General features: G+C 65.9%; 17 protein-coding genes. 9 read left to right on the top strand and 8 right to left on the bottom strand.

Annotated features, from left to right (window positions below; translation table 11 throughout):
• Positions 1-216: 216 nt before the first annotated feature.
• Positions 217-1,656 carry a hypothetical protein gene (locus tag AC3IPM_RS05400; RefSeq protein WP_489302922.1) on the top strand — a complete coding sequence of 480 codons (1,440 nt, stop codon included), beginning with the start codon at positions 217-219 and terminating at the stop codon, positions 1,654-1,656.
• Positions 1,657-1,662: 6 nt separating this feature from the next.
• Here AC3IPM_RS05400 and AC3IPM_RS05405 read toward each other — a convergent pair whose 3' ends face one another.
• Both AC3IPM_RS05405 and AC3IPM_RS05410 read right to left on the bottom strand, forming a co-directional pair.
• The gene (locus AC3IPM_RS05405) at positions 1,663-3,429 is read right to left on the bottom strand and encodes a peptide MFS transporter (protein WP_489302923.1); all 1,767 of its coding nucleotides are present in this window, start codon (positions 3,427-3,429) and stop codon (positions 1,663-1,665) included.
• Positions 3,430-3,528: 99 nt separating this feature from the next.
• Complete coding sequence (locus AC3IPM_RS05410; protein ID WP_489302924.1) at positions 3,529-4,713, bottom strand: acetyltransferase domain-containing protein; 1,185 nt, start codon at positions 4,711-4,713, stop codon at positions 3,529-3,531.
• Between the two features lie 103 nt (positions 4,714-4,816).
• Between AC3IPM_RS05410 and AC3IPM_RS05415 the strand changes: the two genes are divergently transcribed.
• The 3 genes from AC3IPM_RS05415 to AC3IPM_RS05425 all read left to right on the top strand — a co-directional run bounded on the left by AC3IPM_RS05415 (position 4,817) and on the right by AC3IPM_RS05425 (position 10,372).
• Entirely contained in the window at positions 4,817-6,787 is a 1,971-nt protein-coding gene (locus tag AC3IPM_RS05415) for an OPT family oligopeptide transporter (protein ID WP_489302925.1), read from the top strand.
• A 148-nt stretch (positions 6,788-6,935) separates the two neighbouring features.
• Positions 6,936-8,999, top strand: a complete 2,064-nt coding sequence (locus tag AC3IPM_RS05420) for a dipeptidyl-peptidase 5 (RefSeq protein ID WP_489302926.1) — start codon at positions 6,936-6,938, stop codon at positions 8,997-8,999.
• 131 nt (positions 9,000-9,130) lie between these two features.
• Complete coding sequence (locus AC3IPM_RS05425; protein WP_489302928.1) at positions 9,131-10,372, top strand: DUF819 family protein; 1,242 nt, start codon at positions 9,131-9,133, stop codon at positions 10,370-10,372.
• Between the two features lie 121 nt (positions 10,373-10,493).
• Here AC3IPM_RS05425 and AC3IPM_RS05430 read toward each other — a convergent pair whose 3' ends face one another.
• Genes AC3IPM_RS05430 through AC3IPM_RS05450 form a run of 5 tightly spaced genes read right to left on the bottom strand, consistent with a single transcriptional unit; the run spans position 10,494 to position 13,532 of the window.
• A complete protein-coding gene (locus AC3IPM_RS05430; RefSeq protein ID WP_489302929.1) occupies positions 10,494-10,979 on the bottom strand; it encodes a hypothetical protein in 486 nt (161 codons plus the stop codon).
• 49 nt (positions 10,980-11,028) lie between these two features.
• Positions 11,029-11,289, bottom strand: a complete 261-nt coding sequence (gene minE / locus AC3IPM_RS05435; protein WP_228886285.1) for a cell division topological specificity factor MinE — start codon at positions 11,287-11,289, stop codon at positions 11,029-11,031.
• A 2-nt stretch (positions 11,290-11,291) separates the two neighbouring features.
• Positions 11,292-12,101, bottom strand: coding sequence for a septum site-determining protein MinD (gene minD / locus AC3IPM_RS05440; RefSeq protein ID WP_489302930.1), 810 nt, complete (start codon positions 12,099-12,101; stop codon positions 11,292-11,294).
• Between the two features lie 35 nt (positions 12,102-12,136).
• Positions 12,137-12,922, bottom strand: a complete 786-nt coding sequence (gene minC, locus AC3IPM_RS05445) for a septum site-determining protein MinC (RefSeq protein WP_489302931.1) — start codon at positions 12,920-12,922, stop codon at positions 12,137-12,139.
• A gap of 13 nt (positions 12,923-12,935) precedes the next feature.
• Positions 12,936-13,532 carry a GNAT family N-acetyltransferase gene (locus tag AC3IPM_RS05450; RefSeq protein WP_489302932.1) on the bottom strand — a complete coding sequence of 199 codons (597 nt, stop codon included), beginning with the start codon at positions 13,530-13,532 and terminating at the stop codon, positions 12,936-12,938.
• Positions 13,533-13,670: 138 nt separating this feature from the next.
• Between AC3IPM_RS05450 and AC3IPM_RS05455 the strand changes: the two genes are divergently transcribed.
• From AC3IPM_RS05455 to AC3IPM_RS05475, 5 genes are all read left to right on the top strand, one after another.
• The gene (locus AC3IPM_RS05455) at positions 13,671-14,870 is read left to right on the top strand and encodes a sensor histidine kinase (RefSeq protein ID WP_489302934.1); all 1,200 of its coding nucleotides are present in this window, start codon (positions 13,671-13,673) and stop codon (positions 14,868-14,870) included.
• On the top strand, positions 14,870-15,511 hold the full coding sequence (locus AC3IPM_RS05460) for a response regulator (protein WP_489302936.1): 642 nt from the start codon (positions 14,870-14,872) through the stop codon (positions 15,509-15,511). The genes AC3IPM_RS05455 and AC3IPM_RS05460 overlap by 1 nt, the downstream gene beginning before the upstream one ends.
• A 315-nt stretch (positions 15,512-15,826) precedes the next feature.
• The gene (locus AC3IPM_RS05465) at positions 15,827-16,903 is read left to right on the top strand and encodes a polyketide cyclase (RefSeq protein ID WP_489302938.1); all 1,077 of its coding nucleotides are present in this window, start codon (positions 15,827-15,829) and stop codon (positions 16,901-16,903) included.
• A 104-nt stretch (positions 16,904-17,007) separates the two neighbouring features.
• Entirely contained in the window at positions 17,008-17,379 is a 372-nt protein-coding gene (locus AC3IPM_RS05470) for a DUF423 domain-containing protein (RefSeq protein WP_489302940.1), read from the top strand.
• Between the two features lies 1 nt (position 17,380).
• On the top strand, positions 17,381-18,055 hold the full coding sequence (locus tag AC3IPM_RS05475) for a DNA-3-methyladenine glycosylase family protein (RefSeq protein ID WP_489302941.1): 675 nt from the start codon (positions 17,381-17,383) through the stop codon (positions 18,053-18,055).
• 93 nt (positions 18,056-18,148) lie between these two features.
• Here the strand turns inward: AC3IPM_RS05475 and AC3IPM_RS05480 are convergent, their stop codons facing one another.
• Positions 18,149-18,955, bottom strand: a complete 807-nt coding sequence (locus AC3IPM_RS05480; protein WP_489302943.1) for a M15 family metallopeptidase — start codon at positions 18,953-18,955, stop codon at positions 18,149-18,151.
• Between the last annotated feature and the right edge of the window lie 2 nt (positions 18,956-18,957).

An 18,957-nucleotide genomic window follows, 5' to 3' on the forward strand; every position in this document is an offset into this window, starting at 1 on the left:
CGTGTACCTGCAACTTTTACGAAAACTCCAGAATGTGATCTGGTCGTATGGTGTTAGACGCTGTTTAAGTGCAGCTGCTACGCAGACAACGAAAGACAGCGCTCGAAGGTGCCCCTGCAGTTCTTCCCTGTGTGTCGTGCATTTTGAAACTAGTTGCATGGCGACAGCGAGGCATGCCCGGGATCATCGCGGGTTTCCGTCCTGCGTGGTCCGAGCATGCCTGCAATCACCTTTTCTCGCGCTATCGCCACCCGCTGTGGTGCCCTGGTGTTGGCCGGCAGTGCGGCCGTTGCTTCCCCTGTTTTCGCGGCCGAGGCTGGGGAATACAGTGCGGAGGAAGTTACCCGCGCGCTGCTGACAACGGGGGCCGTGAGCGACGACAAACTCCAGTTGCATCGCTGGCTGACAGGCGTAGCGCCGGATCCTCCTGCCGCAGCCGCGCAGGAAATTGCCCAGGTGAGCCGGACCTTGAGGATGACCAAGGCGATGATAGGGCTGTGGCTGGATACCCTGTACGGGGATGATGTATCGGCACCGGGCAAGCAGGAGGCCGCAATGCTGATCACGCAGTCCACCAATGGAGGGGCCCTGCGCTGCATCGCACACGATATCCGCGCACAGCCGGCAGGTATCCCCCTGCAAGGCGCTGTATTGAACATGTTCGTTTCCGGCGAATTGCCGGAAAACGCGCAGGTGCTTGATGTGCAGTACCGCTGCATTTCCTCCTATGCGTCCGCACTTAGTGTGCTGGCGGACGCTTTCATCGCACGCTCGTCAGACGCCTTTGGCGTTGCCTTGCCAGACGGAAATGACGCTCTGGGTCTTTCCAGCGAGGCGCTCACGGCACGGATGACCGCTGCAATGGACCGTGACCGTCACTGGCCGTTGGCACTGGCGGGGCAGCTGCAACTGGTGTCGTTGCACGATGGGCATGCCTGGATGGCCGAGGGAGACGTAGTGGAGACGCTGATGGAAGACATGCTCGCCTCACTCTCCCTGCGTTTCACGCGGCCGGTGGGCACCGAGACGTCAGCAGCGTTGTCTGCGGAACTCAGCAGGCAGGCCCCGAGCAGTGCCGACCCCTCCGAACTGGTGAGCCAGATTCTGCTGTGGCTGCCGCCGGGTGTACGCGATGCGCTTCGCGGTGATGTGGAAGCCTATGTCGCCGCTGTCGCACCTCGCCTCACTACCTGCCAACCACTGGAGTCGCACTTTGGCGGTGACGATGATCGCCATGTGCGGGTACAGGTACGGTGCGGCGTCCCGGCACTTGATGAGGTGCCGGTGGCATCCATGCCACCTTCATTGCCGATGGCTGAGCTTGAGCAGTACTACCGGCTGGTACTTGCCGACCTGCGCGGCGCAGTTGACGGGGCCCGAATGGTGTCGGTACCGGGATTCATCCATCTGCAGTGGGATGAGGAAGGACAGCAGTGGGGTGGGCACGCCGGGGCGTACGCCGCGCTACAGGCGCGTGTGCTGCTGCCCACCGCGGTGGTGGACGAGTGGGCCAAACCGTCCAACATCAGCCGGTTCCTGCCCGCCGTCCTGCGCTACGAGAACGTGGACGAGGCCTCGATCGATGAAGAATCACGCGAAGCCCTGGAAGCAATGCGCATCAAGCTGGCCGAGCACCTGCGCAGCGCCACATCTTGAGGGGGCTTACTTCACCCCGTGCATCATTTTCTTCAACAGCGGCGAGCAGATCAGGGCAACCGCCGCACACCCCAGCCCGATCCACATCAGCAGCCAGAACAGGTGTTCGTAGCTGGCTGCGGCGCTGGCGATGTTCATGGTTTCGCCCTCCGGCACCTCGATGGCGGCGAGCTTGCCGAACAGCGCGGCCAGCGTTTCAGAGAACGCGGTGGCCAGGAACCAGGTGCCCATCATCAGGCTGACCACGCGCGGCGCGGCCAACTGGGTGACCGCCGACAGGCCGACCGGAGACAGGCACATCTCACCGATTTCCAGGATCAGGTAGGCCAGCACCAACCACCACACGCTGGCCATCTGCCCGCTGGCGCCCACCTGTTGTGCGGCCAGGGCCAGCGGCACGAACGACAACGCGGCGAAGATCAGCCCGAACGAGGATTTCAGCGGCTTGGACGGATCCAGCCGGCGCTTGTCCAGCCATGCCCACAGCACCGCGAACAGCGGCGCCAGCACCACCAGGAACAGGCCGCCCAGGTAGGTCAGCGAGCCGGCGGTCTGCGGAATCACCAGGCAGTCGCGCACCAGCATCACCAGCATGATCGCGACGATGGCGATGAACAGGTTGCGCGGTGCCGACGAGGCCGGGTCGCGCTCGGACAGGCGCGCGGCCACCACGAAGCCCAGCGGGGCCAGCAGCAGCGAGGCGATCGACCACGGCAGCGGCGTGCCGCCCTGGATCACCAGTGAGGGCACCAGGTCCTTGGTGAGCAGGCGGTCGGTGAAGGTCACCCAGGAACCGTAGGTCTGCTCGTACAGGGTGAAGAACACCAGCGCCATGAAGATCAGCGCCATCAGCGCGATCATCTGCTGGCGCTGCACCGGCGTGCAGCGGGTGCCGGTGAACCAGGCGAACCACAGCAGCACGCCACCGAGCACCACGATCATCAGCATCAGTGCGAGGCTGATTTCGCCGCCGAGTGCGAACGCACCATTCGCTGCGGCCCACATCAGCGCGGCCACCGGAATGATGCCGAGCACGGCGATGGCGTAGATCAGCCACTCGCGACGAACCCCGAGCACGCGCTGGCGCAGGGCGGCAGTGTCGGTGGGTTCGGCGTGGCCCTGCAGGTATTTCTGGCCCCACAGGAACATGCACAGGCCGATGACCATGCCGATGCCGGCCGCACCGAAGCCGTACTTCCAGCCGTAGGCCTCACCGAGGAAGCCGCAGACCAGCGAGGCGAACAACGCGCCGAGGTTGATGCCGGCATAGAAGAGCGAGAAGCCCGAATCGCGGCGCGGGTCGTTTTCCGGGTAGAGCTTGCCGACGATGGTGGAGATGTTCGGCTTGAGGAAGCCGACGCCCATGATGATCAGCGCCAGCGACAGGTAGGTGATGCCGAGGGCGGCGTCATCGCGCACGATCTGGCCGTCGATGCGGGTGGCGGCATGGCCTTCGAAGGCCATGCCGAGGTGGCCGAGCACCAGTAGCACGCCGCCGAACACCACCGCCTTGCGCATGCCCAGCCAGCGGTCGGCGAGCAGGCCGCCGAATACGGGGATGCAGTACACCAGGCCACCGTAGGCACCGAGCAGGTCCAGGCCGGCCTTGTCGCCGAACAGGTGGTACTTGGTGAGGTACAGCAGCAGCAGCGCTTTCATGCCGTAGAACGAGAACCGCTCCCACATCTCGGTGAAGAAGCAGACGTAGACGCCCTTGGGATGGCCGAGGAAATCGTCGGTGGCGGCGGAAGCGGGCAGGGCGGCTGCGGTCATCAGGGTCGGGGCAGGCGGGCAAGGCGGGCAGTATAGGGGCGTGGCCGCAGGGTGGCCGTGCCGGTCGTGGTGGCCGGAGGCGCGTCGTCGGCAACCGGTTTACAGGTAGCGCAGCCAGGCGAGGTCGCGTCGGCGTGCCTTGAGGCGGGCAAAGGCGCGGGTGGGCCAGTACAGCGCCAGTGCCAACAGGGCGGTGATGGCCCACAAGCTGGCCACGTGGTCCACGGCGAAGTAGTCGCCGTGCGTCGTTCCCCACCTGGCCACTGCCAGTACGTACAGCAGCTTCAGCACGTACAGGTGCAGCAGGTAGAAGAACATCGGGGCCGCGCCGATGGTGGCCAGCGGGGCCAGGGCGCGGGCGATCCGCGGCTGCTCGTACAGGCGCAGCAACAGCAGGCCGATGCCGAGGGTGAGCAGTACGAACAGCAGCGAGGGCGGGTACTTGGTGACGTTGAAGATGCTCATCAAGGTGTGTCCGGCGCTGTCCAGGGCCTGCCACGGGCGGTCGCCGTAGGCGTTGAGCGCACGCAGCAGCCCGAAGCCGAGCAGGGCGCCGCTGCCGGCCCACAGCAACCGGCGCTGGCGCAACGCGGCATCGCCGCCGCGTGCGAACCACGGGCCGATCACCCAGCCCAAGGCGATCACGCCGATCCACGGGAGTACGGGGTAGGACGTGCGTAGCCGCAGGTCTGAGCCGAGTTCGATCCAGTCGCGCTGGTGCAGCACTTTCCACAGTACCGGCCAGAAACCATCGCCCTGTACGTGGAGGCCGTCGAGCAGGTTGTGCCCGGCAATCAGCAGCAGTGCCAGCGCCGCCAGCAGCGGGCGCGGCAGCCATAGCAGTGCGGCCAGCGCGATCATGCTGAGCCCGATCGCCCAGATCACCTGCAGGTAGATCACGCTGGGTGGGAACCGCAGGGTCCAGGCGACGTTGACCACCAGCACTTCCAGCAGCACCAGGAACAGCCCGCGCTTGAGCAGGAAGGCCGAGGCGGCACGGCGGCCATCGGCCCGGCCGCTGGCATACAGCCACGCCGACAAGCCGGTGAGCAGCACGAATACCGGGGCGCACAGGTGGGCCAGCAGGCGGCTCACGAACAGGGCCGGCTCGACCGTATCGACCGCCATCGGGTCGCCTACCTGCTGGTGCAGGTAGAAAGTCTCGCGCACGTGGTCGAGCAGCATCAGCACGATCACCGTGCCGCGCAGCTGGTCGATGGAGGTCAGGCGTGGGGCAGCAGGGGCCACGGGCAGTCCGGTCGGTGGCGTGACAGGATATAACATAACAATTGCGAGGGGGCCGTACCGGCACCCCGCACTACCTGCACTGGACTTGCCCGGACAGGCCCGCTAGCGTGAAAGGGATTTTTTGCCAGCAGGGGCTTTCATGAACAACGACGCTGCGCCACGCCAGCTCACTTTCCGCGCGGTGGTGCTTGCCATCGTGCTGGCAGTGGTGCTGTCGGCCGCCAACGCCTACCTGGGTCTGTTCGCAGGCCTGACCATCGCCACGGCCATCCCGGCCGCGGTCATTTCCATGGGGGTGCTGCGCCTGCTCGGCGGCGGCACCATCCTGGAAAACAACATCGTCCAGACCGGCGCTTCGGCCGGCTCGTCGATTGCCGCCGGTGTGATCTTCACCATCCCGGCGCTGGTGATCATGGGCTACTGGCCGGACTTCAAGTACTGGTGGGTGCTTGGCATCGCCGGTCTGGGTGGCCTGCTTGGCGTGCTGTTCTCGGTACCGCTGCGTCGCTCGATGATCGTTGAAGATCCGCTGCCGTTCCCGGAAGGCAAGGCGGCCGCCGAAGTGCTCAAGGCCGGTGAAAACCCCGGCCCGGGCCTGAAGATTCTGGCCGTGTCTGCCGTGATCGGTGCCTTCGTCAAGGTCGCCGCCGCCAGCGGCATGCGCCTGATCCCGGACGCCTGGGCACAGTCGGCCTACGTCGGCAGTTCCAAGATCACCGCCTTCATCGGCACCAACCTGTCGCCGGCGCTGCTGGGCGTGGGCTATATCGTCGGCCTGAATGTGGGCATCGTGGTGGTGTCCGGCTCGATCCTGTCCTGGCACATCGCCATTCCGCTGTACCAGGCGTTCTTCACCAGCAGCGACCCGGCCCTGGCGGCCTCGATCGCCACGGCCTCCTCGGCCGACGCCGCGTTTGCGATCTGGAGTGCGAAGATCCGCTACCTGGGCGTCGGCGCGATGCTGATCGGTGGCGTCTGGACCCTGATTTCGCTGCGCAAGTCGCTGCTCAGTGGCGTCAAGAGCGGCTTCGCCGCAGCCCGCAAGAGCGGTGGCCCGGCCTTGGCCGAGACCGAGCGCGACCTGCCGATGAAGTGGATGCTGGTGGCGCTGGTGGTGTTCACCCTGCCGTTGCTGGCGCTGTACCAGGCCATTGTCGGCCAGTGGCATGTGTCGATTCCGATGACCATCATCATGATCGTCGCCGGCTTCCTGTTCGTGTCCGTGTCGGCCTATCTGGCCGGCCTGATCGGCTCGTCGAACAACCCGGTCTCGGGCATCACCATCTCCACCATCCTGTTCGCCTCGGCGGTGCTGGTGCTGTTGCTGGGCAAGGATGGCCTGACCCCGGTCGGCATCGGCGGTGCGCCGCTGGGCGCGGTCGCCGCGATCATGATCGGGGCGGTGGTGTGTTGCGCGGCCGCTGTCGGCGGGGACAACCTGCAGGACCTCAAGGCGGGCTACATCGTTGGCGCCACGCCGTGGAAGCAGCAGCTGATGCTGGGCATCGGTGCGTTCTCGTGCGCACTGATCATGGCCCCGGTGTTGAACCTGCTGGCGACCGCGTACGGCATCGGTGCCCCCACTGCCGCGCATCCCAATGCACTGGCCGCGCCGCAGGCCAATCTGATGGCGTCGGTGGCCAAGGGCCTGTTCGGTGGCCAGTTGCCGTGGACCTTCATCGGCATCGGTGCGCTGGTTGGCGCGCTGATCATCGCTTTCGACGGCTGGCTGAAGTCGCGCAACTCCCGGTTCCGCGTGCCGGTGCTGGCCGCTGCGATCGGTATCTACCTGCCGCTGGAACTGATGGTGCCGATCTTCCTGGGCGGCCTGATCTCCTACCTGGTCGAGCGCTTCCACAAGGTGCGTGCCGGTGACGAAGAAGGCCGCGACCGCGTGCACAAGCCGGGCGTGCTGTTCGCCGCAGGCCTGATCACCGGTGAGGCCCTGATGGGCATCGCCATCGCGATTCCGATCGTGGTCAGTGGGCATGCCGACGTGCTGGCCGTGCCCTTCACGCTGCCGGCCGCCAACTGGATCGGCCTGGCCGTACTGTTCGTGGTGGGCTGGTTGATCTACCGCACCGGCAAGCGCGCCGTCGGTTCGGTCTAACCAACCTCGACCGGTTTCAAGGCAAACCCCGCTCCGGCGGGGTTTGTTGTTTCTGAAGGTGGCAAGGGCATCGGCATGACCGATGGCCTTTGCATGGGCGGCCCCTCCGGCCCTACCATCGGCGTTTTGCCGTCCTGCGGAGACCCCGATGAAACTTCGTTACGCCCTGCTGCCGTTGTGCCTGCTGACCGCGCTGCCGTCGCTGGCCGCCACGCGTGGCCTGGATGTGCGCGACATGGTCGCGCTGGATCGGGTCTCGGCCCCGCTGCTGACCGCCGATGGCAGCAACGTGATCTTCGCCAAGCGCGTGGTCGCCAGCGACAGCAAGGCCAGCACCGGCCTGTTCATCCGCAACCTGCTCACCCGCGACCTGGGCCCGCCCAAGCCGCTCACCCCGGCTGGCTGGAACGTCAATTCGGCTGCGCTGTCGGCCGATGGCGGCACCGTCTACTTCCTCAGCGCCAAGGGCGGCAGCCAGCAGCTGTACGCCATGCCGGTGGCCGGTGGCACCCCGCGCCAGCTGACCGATTTCCCGGTCGATGTAGACAGCTTCCACGTCTCCCCGCAGGGCGACCGCGTGGCTTTCAGCAGCGGCGTGTTCCAGGACTGCGGTTCGGACCTGGCCTGCACCAGCAAGAAGCTGGATGCACACAAGGCGCGCAAGAATACCGGTGAGGTGTTCGACAGCCTGTTCGTGCGCCATTGGGACACCTGGAACGACGGCCGCCGCAACACCCTGTTCGTGGCCCCGCTGCCGGCGGCCAAGGCTGCGGCGGTGAAGGGCGCCTCGGCGATCAGTGCCACCCTGGCCGGCGATGCGCCGTCCAAGCCGTTCGGTGGCAATGACGATTTCGCCTGGTCGCCGGATGGCAAGACCGTGGTTGCCGCGGTCCGCGTGGCCGGCAAGCAGGAGCCGTGGTCCACCAACTTCGACCTGTACCAGCTCGATGCCGAGGGCAAGCAGGCGCCGCGCAATCTGACTGCGGCCAACCCGGCCTGGGATGCCGGCCCGGTGTTCAGCGAAGACGGCAAGACCCTGTACTACCGCGCGATGAAGCGCCCGGGTTTCGAAGCCGACCGTTTTGCCCTGATGGAAATGGACCTGGCTTCGGGCAAGACGCGTGAAATCGCACCGAAGTGGGACCGTTCGGCCGGCGAGATCGTGCTCTCCGGTGATGGCAAGGGCATCTACACCACCGCCGATGAGATGGGCGAGCATCGCCTGTTCCTGATCGACATCGCCAACGGCGATGCCGCCGTGATCGCCGAAGGTGGCAGCATCGGTTCGCCGACGCTGGCCGGCACCACCCTGGCCTACACCCAGAACAGCCTCAAGAGCGGCGACCAGATCATCGTGTCCGCGTTCGACGGTGCGCATCCGCGCGAAATCACCCCGAGCGCAGCGCAGATGCTGCCCGATGTGGCCTTCGGTGATTACGAGCAGTTCCAGTTCAAGGGCTGGAACAACGAGACCGTGCACGGCTACGTGGTCAAGCCGTACAACTACCAGGAAGGCAAGACCTACCCGGTGGCGTTCCTGATCCACGGCGGCCCGCAGGGCAGCTTCGGCAATGGCTGGAGCTACCGCTGGAATCCGCAGACTTACGCCGGCCAGGGCTATGCGGTGGTGATGATCGACTTCCACGGCTCCACCGGTTACGGCCAGGCCTTCACCGATGCGATCAGCCAGCACTGGGGCGACCGCCCGCTGGAAGACCTGCAGAAGGGCTGGGCCGCAGCGCAGAAGCAGTATTCGTTCCTCAACGGCGACAAGGCCTGCGCGCTGGGTGCCAGCTACGGCGGCTTCATGGTCAACTGGATCGCCGGCAACTGGAACACGCCGTGGAAGTGTCTGGTCAACCATGACGGCGTGTTCGACCAGCGCATGATGGGGTACGCCACCGAAGAGCTGTGGTTCACCGAGTGGGAGCAGGGCGGTACGCCGTACGACAAGGCCGCCAACTTCGAGAAGTTCAACCCGGTCAACCACGTCTCCAGCTGGAAGAAGCCGATCCTGGTCATCCACGGCCAGCTCGACTACCGCATCCCGGTCGAACAGGGTCTGGCCGCGTTCACCGCTGCGCAGCGCCAGGGCATCGAGTCCAAGTTCCTGTATTTCCCGGATGAGAACCACTGGGTGCTCAAGCCGCAGAACAGCGTGCAGTGGCACGACACCGTCAACGGCTGGTTGAAACAGCACATCGGCGAATAAGCCGGTCTGCAGCGCCGCCCTCCGGGGCGGCGCTTTTCTTTCGGTAGCACCGAGCCATGCTCGGCGGCTTTTCGCGGCACCCCTTTCCGTCACAGCAGCCGAGCATGGCTCGGCTCTACCTGAGCGCCCGCATGCCTTCCGCTCCCCTGATCCAGAACGACATCGTCGTCTTCGGCCTGATCGCCGCCACCCTCGGGGCCGTGTTCTGGACCGCCTCGCGCGAGCAGGGCATGTGGAAACGCTTCTACAGCATCGTGCCGGCATTGCTGCTGTGCTATCTGATTCCCGGCATCTACAACACCGTCGGTCTGATCGACGGGCAGAATACGCATCTGTACAACCCGGTCGCCCGCGACATCCTGCTGCCGGCTGCGCTGGTGCTGCTGACCCTGGCGGTGGACATCAAGGGCATCCTGCGGCTGGGCCCGAAACTGATCGTGATGTACCTGGGTGCGTCCTTCAGCATCATGCTCGGCGCGGTGGTGGCATTTCAGGTGATGAAGTGGCTGCACCCGGAAACCGTGGCCGGTGATACCTGGGCCGGCATGGCGGCCTTGGCCGGCAGCTGGATCGGCGGCGGCGCGAACATGCTGGCGATGCGCGAAGTATTTGATGTCAACGCCACCACTTTCGGCCAGTTCGCGGTGATCGACGTCGGCGTGGGCTATGTGTGGATGGCGGCCCTGATCTTCCTGGCCGGGCGTTCGGCCAAGCTCGATGCGCGCAGTGGCGCCGATACTTCCGGCATCGACGAGTTGAAGCTGCGCATCGAGAAGTTCCGCAGCGAACACGAGCGCGTGGCCAGCCTCACCGACCTGATGCTGATCGTGGCGGTGGCCTTCGGTACCGTGGGCCTGGCCCATGCGATCGCCGGGCCGGTATCGGCCTGGTTCAAGGGCCATGTCGCCTGGGCCGCGCAGTTCAGCCTGGACGCCCCGTTCGTGTGGGTGGTGGTGATCTCCACCACCTGCGGCCTGCTGCTCAGCTTCACCCGCGCGCGCAGTCTGGAAGGCGCAGGTGCCTCAAAGCTCGGCTCGCTGCTGCTGTACTTCCTGATTGCCTGCATCGGCATGCAGATGGACCTGCTGGCCTTGCTGGACCGCCCGTGGCTGTTCGGACTGGGCCTGATCTGGATCGCGGTGCACATCGTGCTGCTGTGGGCGCTGGCGCGGGTGTTGAAGGTGCCGTTCTTCTACTTCGCGATCGGCTCGCAATCCAACATCGGCGGCCCGGCCTCCGCACCGGTAGTCGCGGCAGCCTTCCATCCCTCGCTGGCGCCGGTCGGCGTGCTGCTGGGTACGATGGGCTACGCGACAGGCACCTACCTGGCCTACATCGTCGGCATCACCCTGCGGGCGATGGCCGGGCAGTGAGGCTCAGAAAGCGTAACGGCAGCGTTTCGATTGCTATTGGGGTGGGCACGGGGTGGCAAGGCCAACCCCGCCAGGGCGTGGCCTGTGCTCGCCCTGCACGCAGCAACAGAACAGCCGCGCGCTACGCAGCCAACAACCCACGCTCGACCAACCACGCTTTCGCGTCTTCAGCATCCTGCTCGAACCAGGCGCGCGTTGAGCCCAGTCGATACGTGTAGCCCCACGCATCCATATCCAGCATCAGGCGATCGCTTCCCACGCCCGGCAATTGCCCGGCCAGCACGATCTGCAGATAGCAGGTGGCGTCTTCTTCGGGTACCGAATCGGTCGCGTCGGTATGCACCAGTGCACGCCGTTCCGGCGGCAACACGATCAGATGGCAGGCCTCGTGCAGCATCGAATGCACCGGCGTGTCATCGCGCACGTACACATCGCTGCCGATGATCCCCGCTTCCGGTTCACCCCAGTAGCTGCCGGGAATCGGCGCGGCATCGTCCACCCGGTGCAGGCGCAACGCATGCGCCGCCAACAGGGTGGCGGCATCCTCGAACGCAATGTCACCCACGCGGGTCACCTGCGGTTCGGCGTCGGCAACAGCGAGCGTCATGGCGTCTGCATCATCGGCCCCTTCCCGCGCAGGGAAGGGGCGCTGCTCATTACGGCTGCTGCGGACCTTCGGGCAAGGCGACGGAAATATCGAGCACATCGTGCTCCCCGTCCTTCACCAGATCCACCCGCACCGCATCGGCGTCAATGTTGACGTACTTCTTGATCACTTCCAGCAACTCACGCTGCAGCAGCGGCAGATAGTCCGGGCCGCCACGGTGGCTGCGTTCCTGCGCGATGATGATCTGCAGGCGGTTCTTGGCCGTTTCGGCAGTGGTCTTCTTTCGGTTCAGGAAATCGAACAGTCCCATGCTTACCCTCCGAACAGCTTGCTGAAGAAGCCTTTCTTCTCCACGGTGGTGAAGCGCATCGGACGCTCTTCGCCGAGGATGCGGCCCACCGCATCTTCGTAGGCCTGGCCCGCCGCCGATTCCGGGTCCAGGATCACCGGTTCACCCTTGTTGGACGCATTGAGCACGTCGCCCGATTCGGGCACCACGCCAATGGCCTTCAGGCCCAGCACTTCTTCCACGTCGGTGATGCTCAGCATCTCGCCGCTTTCCACCCGCACCGGGCTGTAGCGCGTCAGCAGCAGGAACGCCGGGACGTCCTTGCCGGACTCGGCCTTGTGCGTCTTGGAATCGAGCAGGCCGATGATGCGGTCCGAATCGCGTACCGAGGACACTTCCGGGTTCACCACCACCACGGCACGGTCGGCGTAGTACATCGCCAGGAACGCACCCTTTTCGATGCCGGCCGGCGAGTCGCAGATGATGTATTCGAAACCGTCGGCGGCCAGGTCGTCCAGCACCTTGCGCACGCCTTCCTGGGTCAGCGCATCCTTGTCGCGCGTCTGCGAAGCCGCCAGCACGTACAGGTTGTCGAAGCGCTTGTCCTTGATCAGGGACTGCTTGAGCGTGGCCTCGCCATGCACGACATTCACGAAGTCGTACACCACGCGGCGCTCGCAGCCCATGATCAGGTCCAGGTTGCGCAGGCCGACGTCGAAGTCGATCACGGCCACCTTCTTGCCGCGCCGCGCCAGGCCGCATGCCAGGCTGGCGCTGCTGGTGGTCTTGCCGACGCCGCCCTTGCCGGAGGTGACTACGATGATTTCAGCCAAAGGACTTCTCCTGATTCTTTAAATTGGGTGCTGGCTCAGTCCAGCGCAGCGATCTTGATCTGGTCCTGCTCCAGCCACACCTGCACGGCCTTGCCGCGCAGCGTGTCCGGGACATCGTCCAGTACCTTGTAATGGCCGGCAATGGCGACCAGTTCAGCATGGAAATCACGGCAGAAAATACGCGCCGTGGTGTTGCCTTGGGCACCTGCCAGGGCACGGCCCCGCAGCGTACCGTAAATATGGATGCTGCCATCGGCGATCACTTCAGCGCCGGCGCCGACCGTGGCCATGACCGTCAGGTCGCAGTTTTCGGCATACAGCTGCTGGCCCGAACGCACGTTGCTGGTCTGCATGCGGCCCGGCTGCGGCGCCTTGGCCGGGTCGGCCGCGGCTGCCGGAGCGGGCGCCGCGGCGCGTGCACGCCGTGTCGGTTCCGGCGCCGGCGCAGGGGCGGGCGGAGGCGGCGCGGCATGCGTCGCTTCGGCCTCGGCCCGCTCGTACTGGGCGCGGAACTTGGCCAGCAGCGGCAGGCCGAGCTGCTGCGACAGCCGCTCGGTTTCGGTGGTGCCGTAGGCCAGTGCCACCGGCAGCACGCCGGCGCTGCGCAGGCCATCCAGCAGCGCCTGGGCGGTGGCCGCATCGGGAATCTGGCTCAAGCCGCCGAAATCCAGGATCACCGCAGCACGCCCGAACAGCTTCGGTGCGCGTGCCACGCGGTCGTGCATTTCGCGGGTGAGGCGTTCGACATCCAGGGTGCGGATGCGCAGGTTGGCAATGCCGACCTGGCCGATCTTCAGTTCACCGGCCTGTTCAAAATCCATGTTCGCCGCCACGTCAGGTCCCCGTCGGTCGATGCGCGCGCAGCGGCTCGCGACGATGACCCACCCAGGGCACGTCCGGCAGCGCGTCGCCGTAGGTGTCGTGCACCCATTGATAACTGCACAGGTCCTTGAGCAGCATGCTGGCGCGGACGTCGACGTTTTCCATCGTGTTCTGGCCCACCTCGCGGAAGCCGAAGCTGCCATGGAACAGCAGCGCCGCATCGGCGCCGTGGTCCAGGAACACCTCGCAGGTCATCTGCGGGTAGCGCAGCTCGGCATAGCTCTGTGCATCGGCATAGAACGCACGGCCGACGCCACCGCCGCGACGGCGGCTGGCGACCACGATGCGGTCGATATAGAAGAATGTGCTGGACAGCTGCTGCTGGAACCAGGCGAAGTTGCTGCTGTCGTGCTGGCTGTCGCTGCCAAAGCCGATCAGGAATCCGGCCAGGTTGCCGTCGCGCTCGGCGACGCGGAAATACTCAGCGGTTTCGTAGAACAGACGCAGGCGGGCGGCATCCAGCGGCAGGATGGCCAGACCGGCGTTGTTGTTCAGGGCCAGGACGGAATCGAGCTCGTGCTCGCGCACGTCGCGGATGACAATCGACATTGTGACTCCGTGGGGTAACGCGGTTGGCCCATCGAGGGGCCCTGCGCTGGATTATTGCATGGGTGGCCGACGCGGGCACCCCCGGGCCCATGACTTATGTCCGGGTGCAGGGGCGCAGGTTCAGCCTAAGATGCCTGCATGTTGGGATATCTAAGCCAAACCCGAGTTCTGCGACTGGCCGGCCTGTTCACCTGGGTCATGGTCGGCTTGCCGGTGGTCTATTCCCAGTACGAGTCACTGCTGCGGCACAGCGGCGATGGCATCGACCGCTGGTCGCTGTGGCTGTTTGCGGCCTACCTGGCCTTCGGTGCCGGCTACTTCTGGCTGACCCGCGGGCTGCGCGACGGCGGCCATTCGGCCTGGTATGACCGGGTGGTGCTGGTGCTGCTGACCGCCTCGGCGCTGGGGGTGAGCTATCTGAGCGGCTCGGGCCTGGGCAGCATCCTGATGATGGTCGCCGCCGGGGTCATCCCGTGGATGCTGCCGGTGCGCGGCGGGGTGATCTGGCTGCTGCTGAGCCAGCTGGCGGTGCTGCCGGTCTACTACCTGATCCTCAACATGCCGCTGTTCGAGGCCATCATGCAGTCGCTGCTGTACGGCGGCTTCTCCATGTTCATCTTCGTGACCAGCCTGGTCGCCCGCCAGCAGACCGACGCCCGTGAAGAGCAGCGCCGGCTCAATACCGAGCTGCGCGCCACCCGCGTGCTGTTGGCCGAAAGCGCCCGGGTCAACGAGCGCACCCGCATCTCGCGCGAGCTGCATGACCTGCTCGGGCACCACCTCACCGCGCTCAGCCTGAACCTGGAAGTGGCCGGGCACCTGACGGAAGGCCAGGCCCAGGAGCATGTGCACCAGGCCCATACCCTGGCCAAGCTGCTGCTCACCGACGTGCGCGAGGCGGTCAGCCAGATCCGCGACAGCGGCGCCATCGACCTGGCCGCGGCGCTGCGCCCGCTGACCCAGCAGGTGCCGTCGCTGAACATCCACCTGGATATCGAGAACCCCCTCAACGTGGAGGATCCCGAGCGCGCGCACGTGCTGCTGCGCTGCACCCAGGAGATCATCACCAATGCCGTCCGCCATGCCAACGCGCGTAATCTGTGGATCCAGGTGCGGCGCCACAGCGAGGGCGAGGTGGTGATCCAGGCGCATGATGACGGGGTGGGCGCGGAAGGCATCGTGGTGGGCAATGGCCTGCGCGGCATGCGTGAGCGCCTCCAGCAGTGTGGCGGTGAATTGCAGATTGAAACCCACCGGGGTCAGGGCTTCCGCCTGCGCGCCTCGGTCCCCGGTGTGCCAGTGTTGATGCTGGGTGCCGTCCTTGAAGGAGTGCGTTGATGATTCGCGTCTGTCTGGTCGACGACCAAACCCTGGTGCGGCAGGGGATCCGCTCGCTGCTGGCGCTTGACGACGGCATCGAGGTGATCGCCGAGGCCGCCGATGGCCGCCAGGCGGTGGAGGTGGTGCCCCAGGTCCGTCCGGACGTGGTGCTGATGGACATGCGCATGCCGGTGATGTCCGGGCTGGAAGCGCTGCAGATGCTGTCCCGGCTGGGCCAGCTGCCGCCGACCATCATCCTGACCACCTTCGACGACGACCAGCTGGTGCTGGCCGGGCTCAAGGCCGGGGCCAAGGGTTACCTGCTCAAAGATGTGACCCTGGACCAGCTGGTCGGTGCGATCCGCACCGTGGCCGACGGGGGCTCGCTGGTGCAGCCGGCGGTGACCCAGCGCCTGCTGTCCGGGCTGGAGCACATGCGCAACGAGTTCGTCAGCCTGGACCGGCCCGACCCGCTGACCGATCGCGAGACCGAGATCCTGCGCCTGATGGCCAGCGGTTTCTCCAACAAGGAGATCGCCAACTCGTTGGGCGTGGCCGAGGGCACGATCAAGAACCACGTGTCCAACATCCTGTCCAAGCTGGGTGTCCGCGACCGCACCCGCGCGGTCCTGAAGGCCTTCGAGCTGCAACTGGTCTGAGACCGCCTCCGGCCCCCGCTGGCAGCGTCGCCGGGGGCCTTTTGTCGATAATCTGAATAAGCGCGCAATCCCTTGTGCGACAAGGGATGTGCGGGGTGTTGGAGGCCATCTGGCCGAATCCGGCAAAGAAATATTGTCGATCCCCCGCGTGCTGACGCGCGTGATGCGTTATCTTTCCGCTCCTTGTCTATGCAAAACCGCTGCCGGCATGGAAACCGGTGCGCCAATCCTGATCAACAACACCCGCGAAGCCTGCTAGGATTGGCGCTTCGCTTCAATCAACCCGGCCGTGGGATCGGCCCCGGAGACTCCTGAATGACCCGTATTATCGAGTTCCTGATCGCCTTGGGGATCGTGGCTGGCCTGTTCGTCATCATTGGCGTATGTCTGCCGGGCGAGCGCCATATTTCTGAAAGCATCGAGACCAACCGCAAGATGACGATCGTGTATGACACGGTCAACAGCCTGCGCCGCTTCAAGGACTGGAACCCGCTCTTGCTGCGCGATCCCGCCGTTGAACTGAAGCTCTCCGGCCCCGCCGCCGGCGTCGGCGCCCGCCTGGACTATTCGTCCAAGGACGGTTCGCTGGGCCAGGGCAGCTGGGTCATCACCGAGTCCGAGCCGAACAAGCGCGTGGCGATCGCAATCGAGGACCCGACCAAGGGCCACGACAAGACCACCAGTTTCACGCTTGAGTCGACCGGCAAGGGTGGCCGCAACGTCAAGATCACCCAGGACTACGGCATCAAGTACGGCTTCAACCTGTTTGGCCGTTACGCGGGTCTGTACGTCAGCCGTCACGTCGGTGACGACCTGAAGCTGGGTCTGTCGCGCATGGCCAACATGCTGGCCACCGTGCCGAACATCGACTACCGCACCGCCGAAGCGCCGCTGGTGGATCTGGGCATCGTGGATGTGCCGGTTGAAGACCTGCTGGTCGTCACCGCCGGTAACGTCGACCGTGGCGAAGAGACCATCACCAAGTCCATCAAGGACAACCAGGAGTGGATCAAGCGCGTGATGGAGGCCAACAACCTCGAAGCCGCCGGTCCGTTCCGCATCATCACCACCGATTTCGGCGCCGAGAAGTACGCCTTCGACGTGGCCCAGCCGGTCAAGAAGAAGGGTGCCGAGGCTGCTTCGGCCGACGCCCTGACGGTGAAGATCGACGGTACCCCGGTCAAGTACGTGCACGTTGCTGCGCATCGTTCGGCACACGCGGCCTACACCGGCCACATGGCTGGCCTGGACGTGGCTCGCAACGCACTGCGTGCGTGGGCTGTGACCGGCGGCAATGAAGTGATCGATCGTCCGTACGAGTCCTGGAAGGGCGGTGTGGAGAAGTCGTTCACGCCGGAAGGGACCTACGACATCTACTGGGCCGTCAAGTAAACCGACGGTTACCGTGATGTAACGCACGACCTGAAAACGCGCCGCTTCCTGCGGCGCGTTTTTTTTTGGCTCCGGCTGCGGGGCCCCTTCTGAAGGATGCAAGCATGCTCAACCTGGAACGACGCGCACGCAAACCCTCGCTGCTGGCCTGCCTCGGCGGGTTGCTTGCAGCCACCGCCGTAGGCTTGTCGGCCTATGCCTCGCACGGCATCGCCGATCCGCTGGCGCAGTCGCACGTGACTACCGCGGCGCTGTACGCCTTCGGCCACGGCGTCGCCCTGGCCGTGCTCGGCCCGACCCAGCAGAACAGCGTGGGCAAGCTGGCCCTGTACGTGCTGCTGCTGGGCACGCTGCTGTTCTCCGGCAGCCTGGTGGCCGGTGCGTTGTGGAAGTTGAGCACGGGCCTGGCCCCGGTCGGCGGCACCGCGCTGATGATCGGGTGGCTGGTGTACGGCTTGAACGCGTTGAGGCGCTGAGATGCCCCGCTTCCGGCGCGGATTCGACGTGGACGCGGCGCATGCCTGGCTGTCCCGGCGTGACCGTCGGTTGGGCGCGTGGATGAAACGGCTCGGGCCGATTGCGGCGCCGCCGGGGTGGGGCAAGTCGTTCGACCCGGTCGATGCGCTGGCGCGCGCGATCCTGTTCCAGCAGCTCAGCGGCAAGGCCGCCTCGACGATCGTGGGACGCGTCGAGCTGGCCATCGGCAGCGCACGGCTGCATACCGAGACGCTGGGCCGCGTCGATGACGCCGCGTTGCGCACCTGCGGCGTATCCGGCAACAAGGCGCTGGCGCTGCGCGACCTGGCCCGGCGCGAGGCCGCCGGGGAGATCCCGGACCTGCGCCGGATGTCGGTGATGGAACACGACGCGATCATCGAGGCGCTGGTGCCGATCCGTGGCATCGGCCGCTGGACGGTGGAGATGATGCTGATGTTCCGGCTGGGCCGTCCAGACATCCTGCCCATCGACGACCTCGGCATCCGCAAGGGCGCCCAGCGCGTGGACAAGGCCGAGGCGATGCCGACCCCGAAGCAGCTGCACGAACGCGGCGAGAAGTGGGGACCGTACCGGACCTATGCCAGCTTGTACCTGTGGCGGATCGCCGATTTCAGCGCGGACGCCAAGGAAAAAACCAACCGTTCGCAGGACTAGCCATCCGGTAGTGCCGAGCCATGCTCGGCAGCCCTCTCCGGCCGATCGGTGGCCTTGCCTCGCCAGCAGAAAGCCGCCGAGCACGGCTCGGCACTACGCGGCCGGGTGCCAGCACCAGTGCCACGGTTCGTAGACGATGCCGTGTGGGTTGTCGCGCGGGTAGCTCAGTTGGAAGCCGAACGCTGTAGCGTTGCCGAGCAGCCAGGCGAATGCGTCGGTCTGCTCGAAGCTTTCTTCGGCCGGCGGCGCGCCGGGTGTGCCGATGTCCAGCGCGAAACCACTGTGGTGTTCGCTATAGCCCGGCGCGGCATTGACCTTGAGGATCGCGTCCACCGGCAGCCCGCGGGCGCGCTTGCGCTCGAAGATGCCCAACTGGTAATCGTGGCTGCGATAGCCGGAAATCGCATCCAGCGCCACGCCCTCGCGCGCGGCCTGTTGGCGCAGCCGCTGCCAGCCGCGGGCGGCCTGGCGGCGCAGCCACAGGGGGCGCCGGAAACGGTCGAAGCCGGCCAACTGCAGCTGGGCCGGTTCGGCCTCCAGTGCCAGCCCGGTGGTGCGCGCGTAGGCATCGGCATCGATGCCCAGGTGCTGCAGGCGCTGCTGCAACCCGGTCAGGGGCAGCAGGTGGTCGGCATCGACACCGCGCGCACGAACGAGCAGCTGCTGGTCCAGCGCGTCGAGTGCGGCTTCGATGCCGGGCTCGCGCATCAGCCGCGGCACCAGTGGCAGTACGCCCTGTGTACCGGCCACCGCCAGGTAGCGGCCATCGCGTTTGCGCCGCAGCACCCAGCGCGCCAGCGACAGCGCGCGCGCGTCGGCATTGCTGCGCGCACGCAGCAGGCCGGCGGGCCAGAGCTCGATGTCGGCGGTGTTGATCAGCAGGGCAGGGGCAGTGCGCATGC

It is taken from the genome of Stenotrophomonas sp. GL_111 (genome assembly GCF_057835245.1).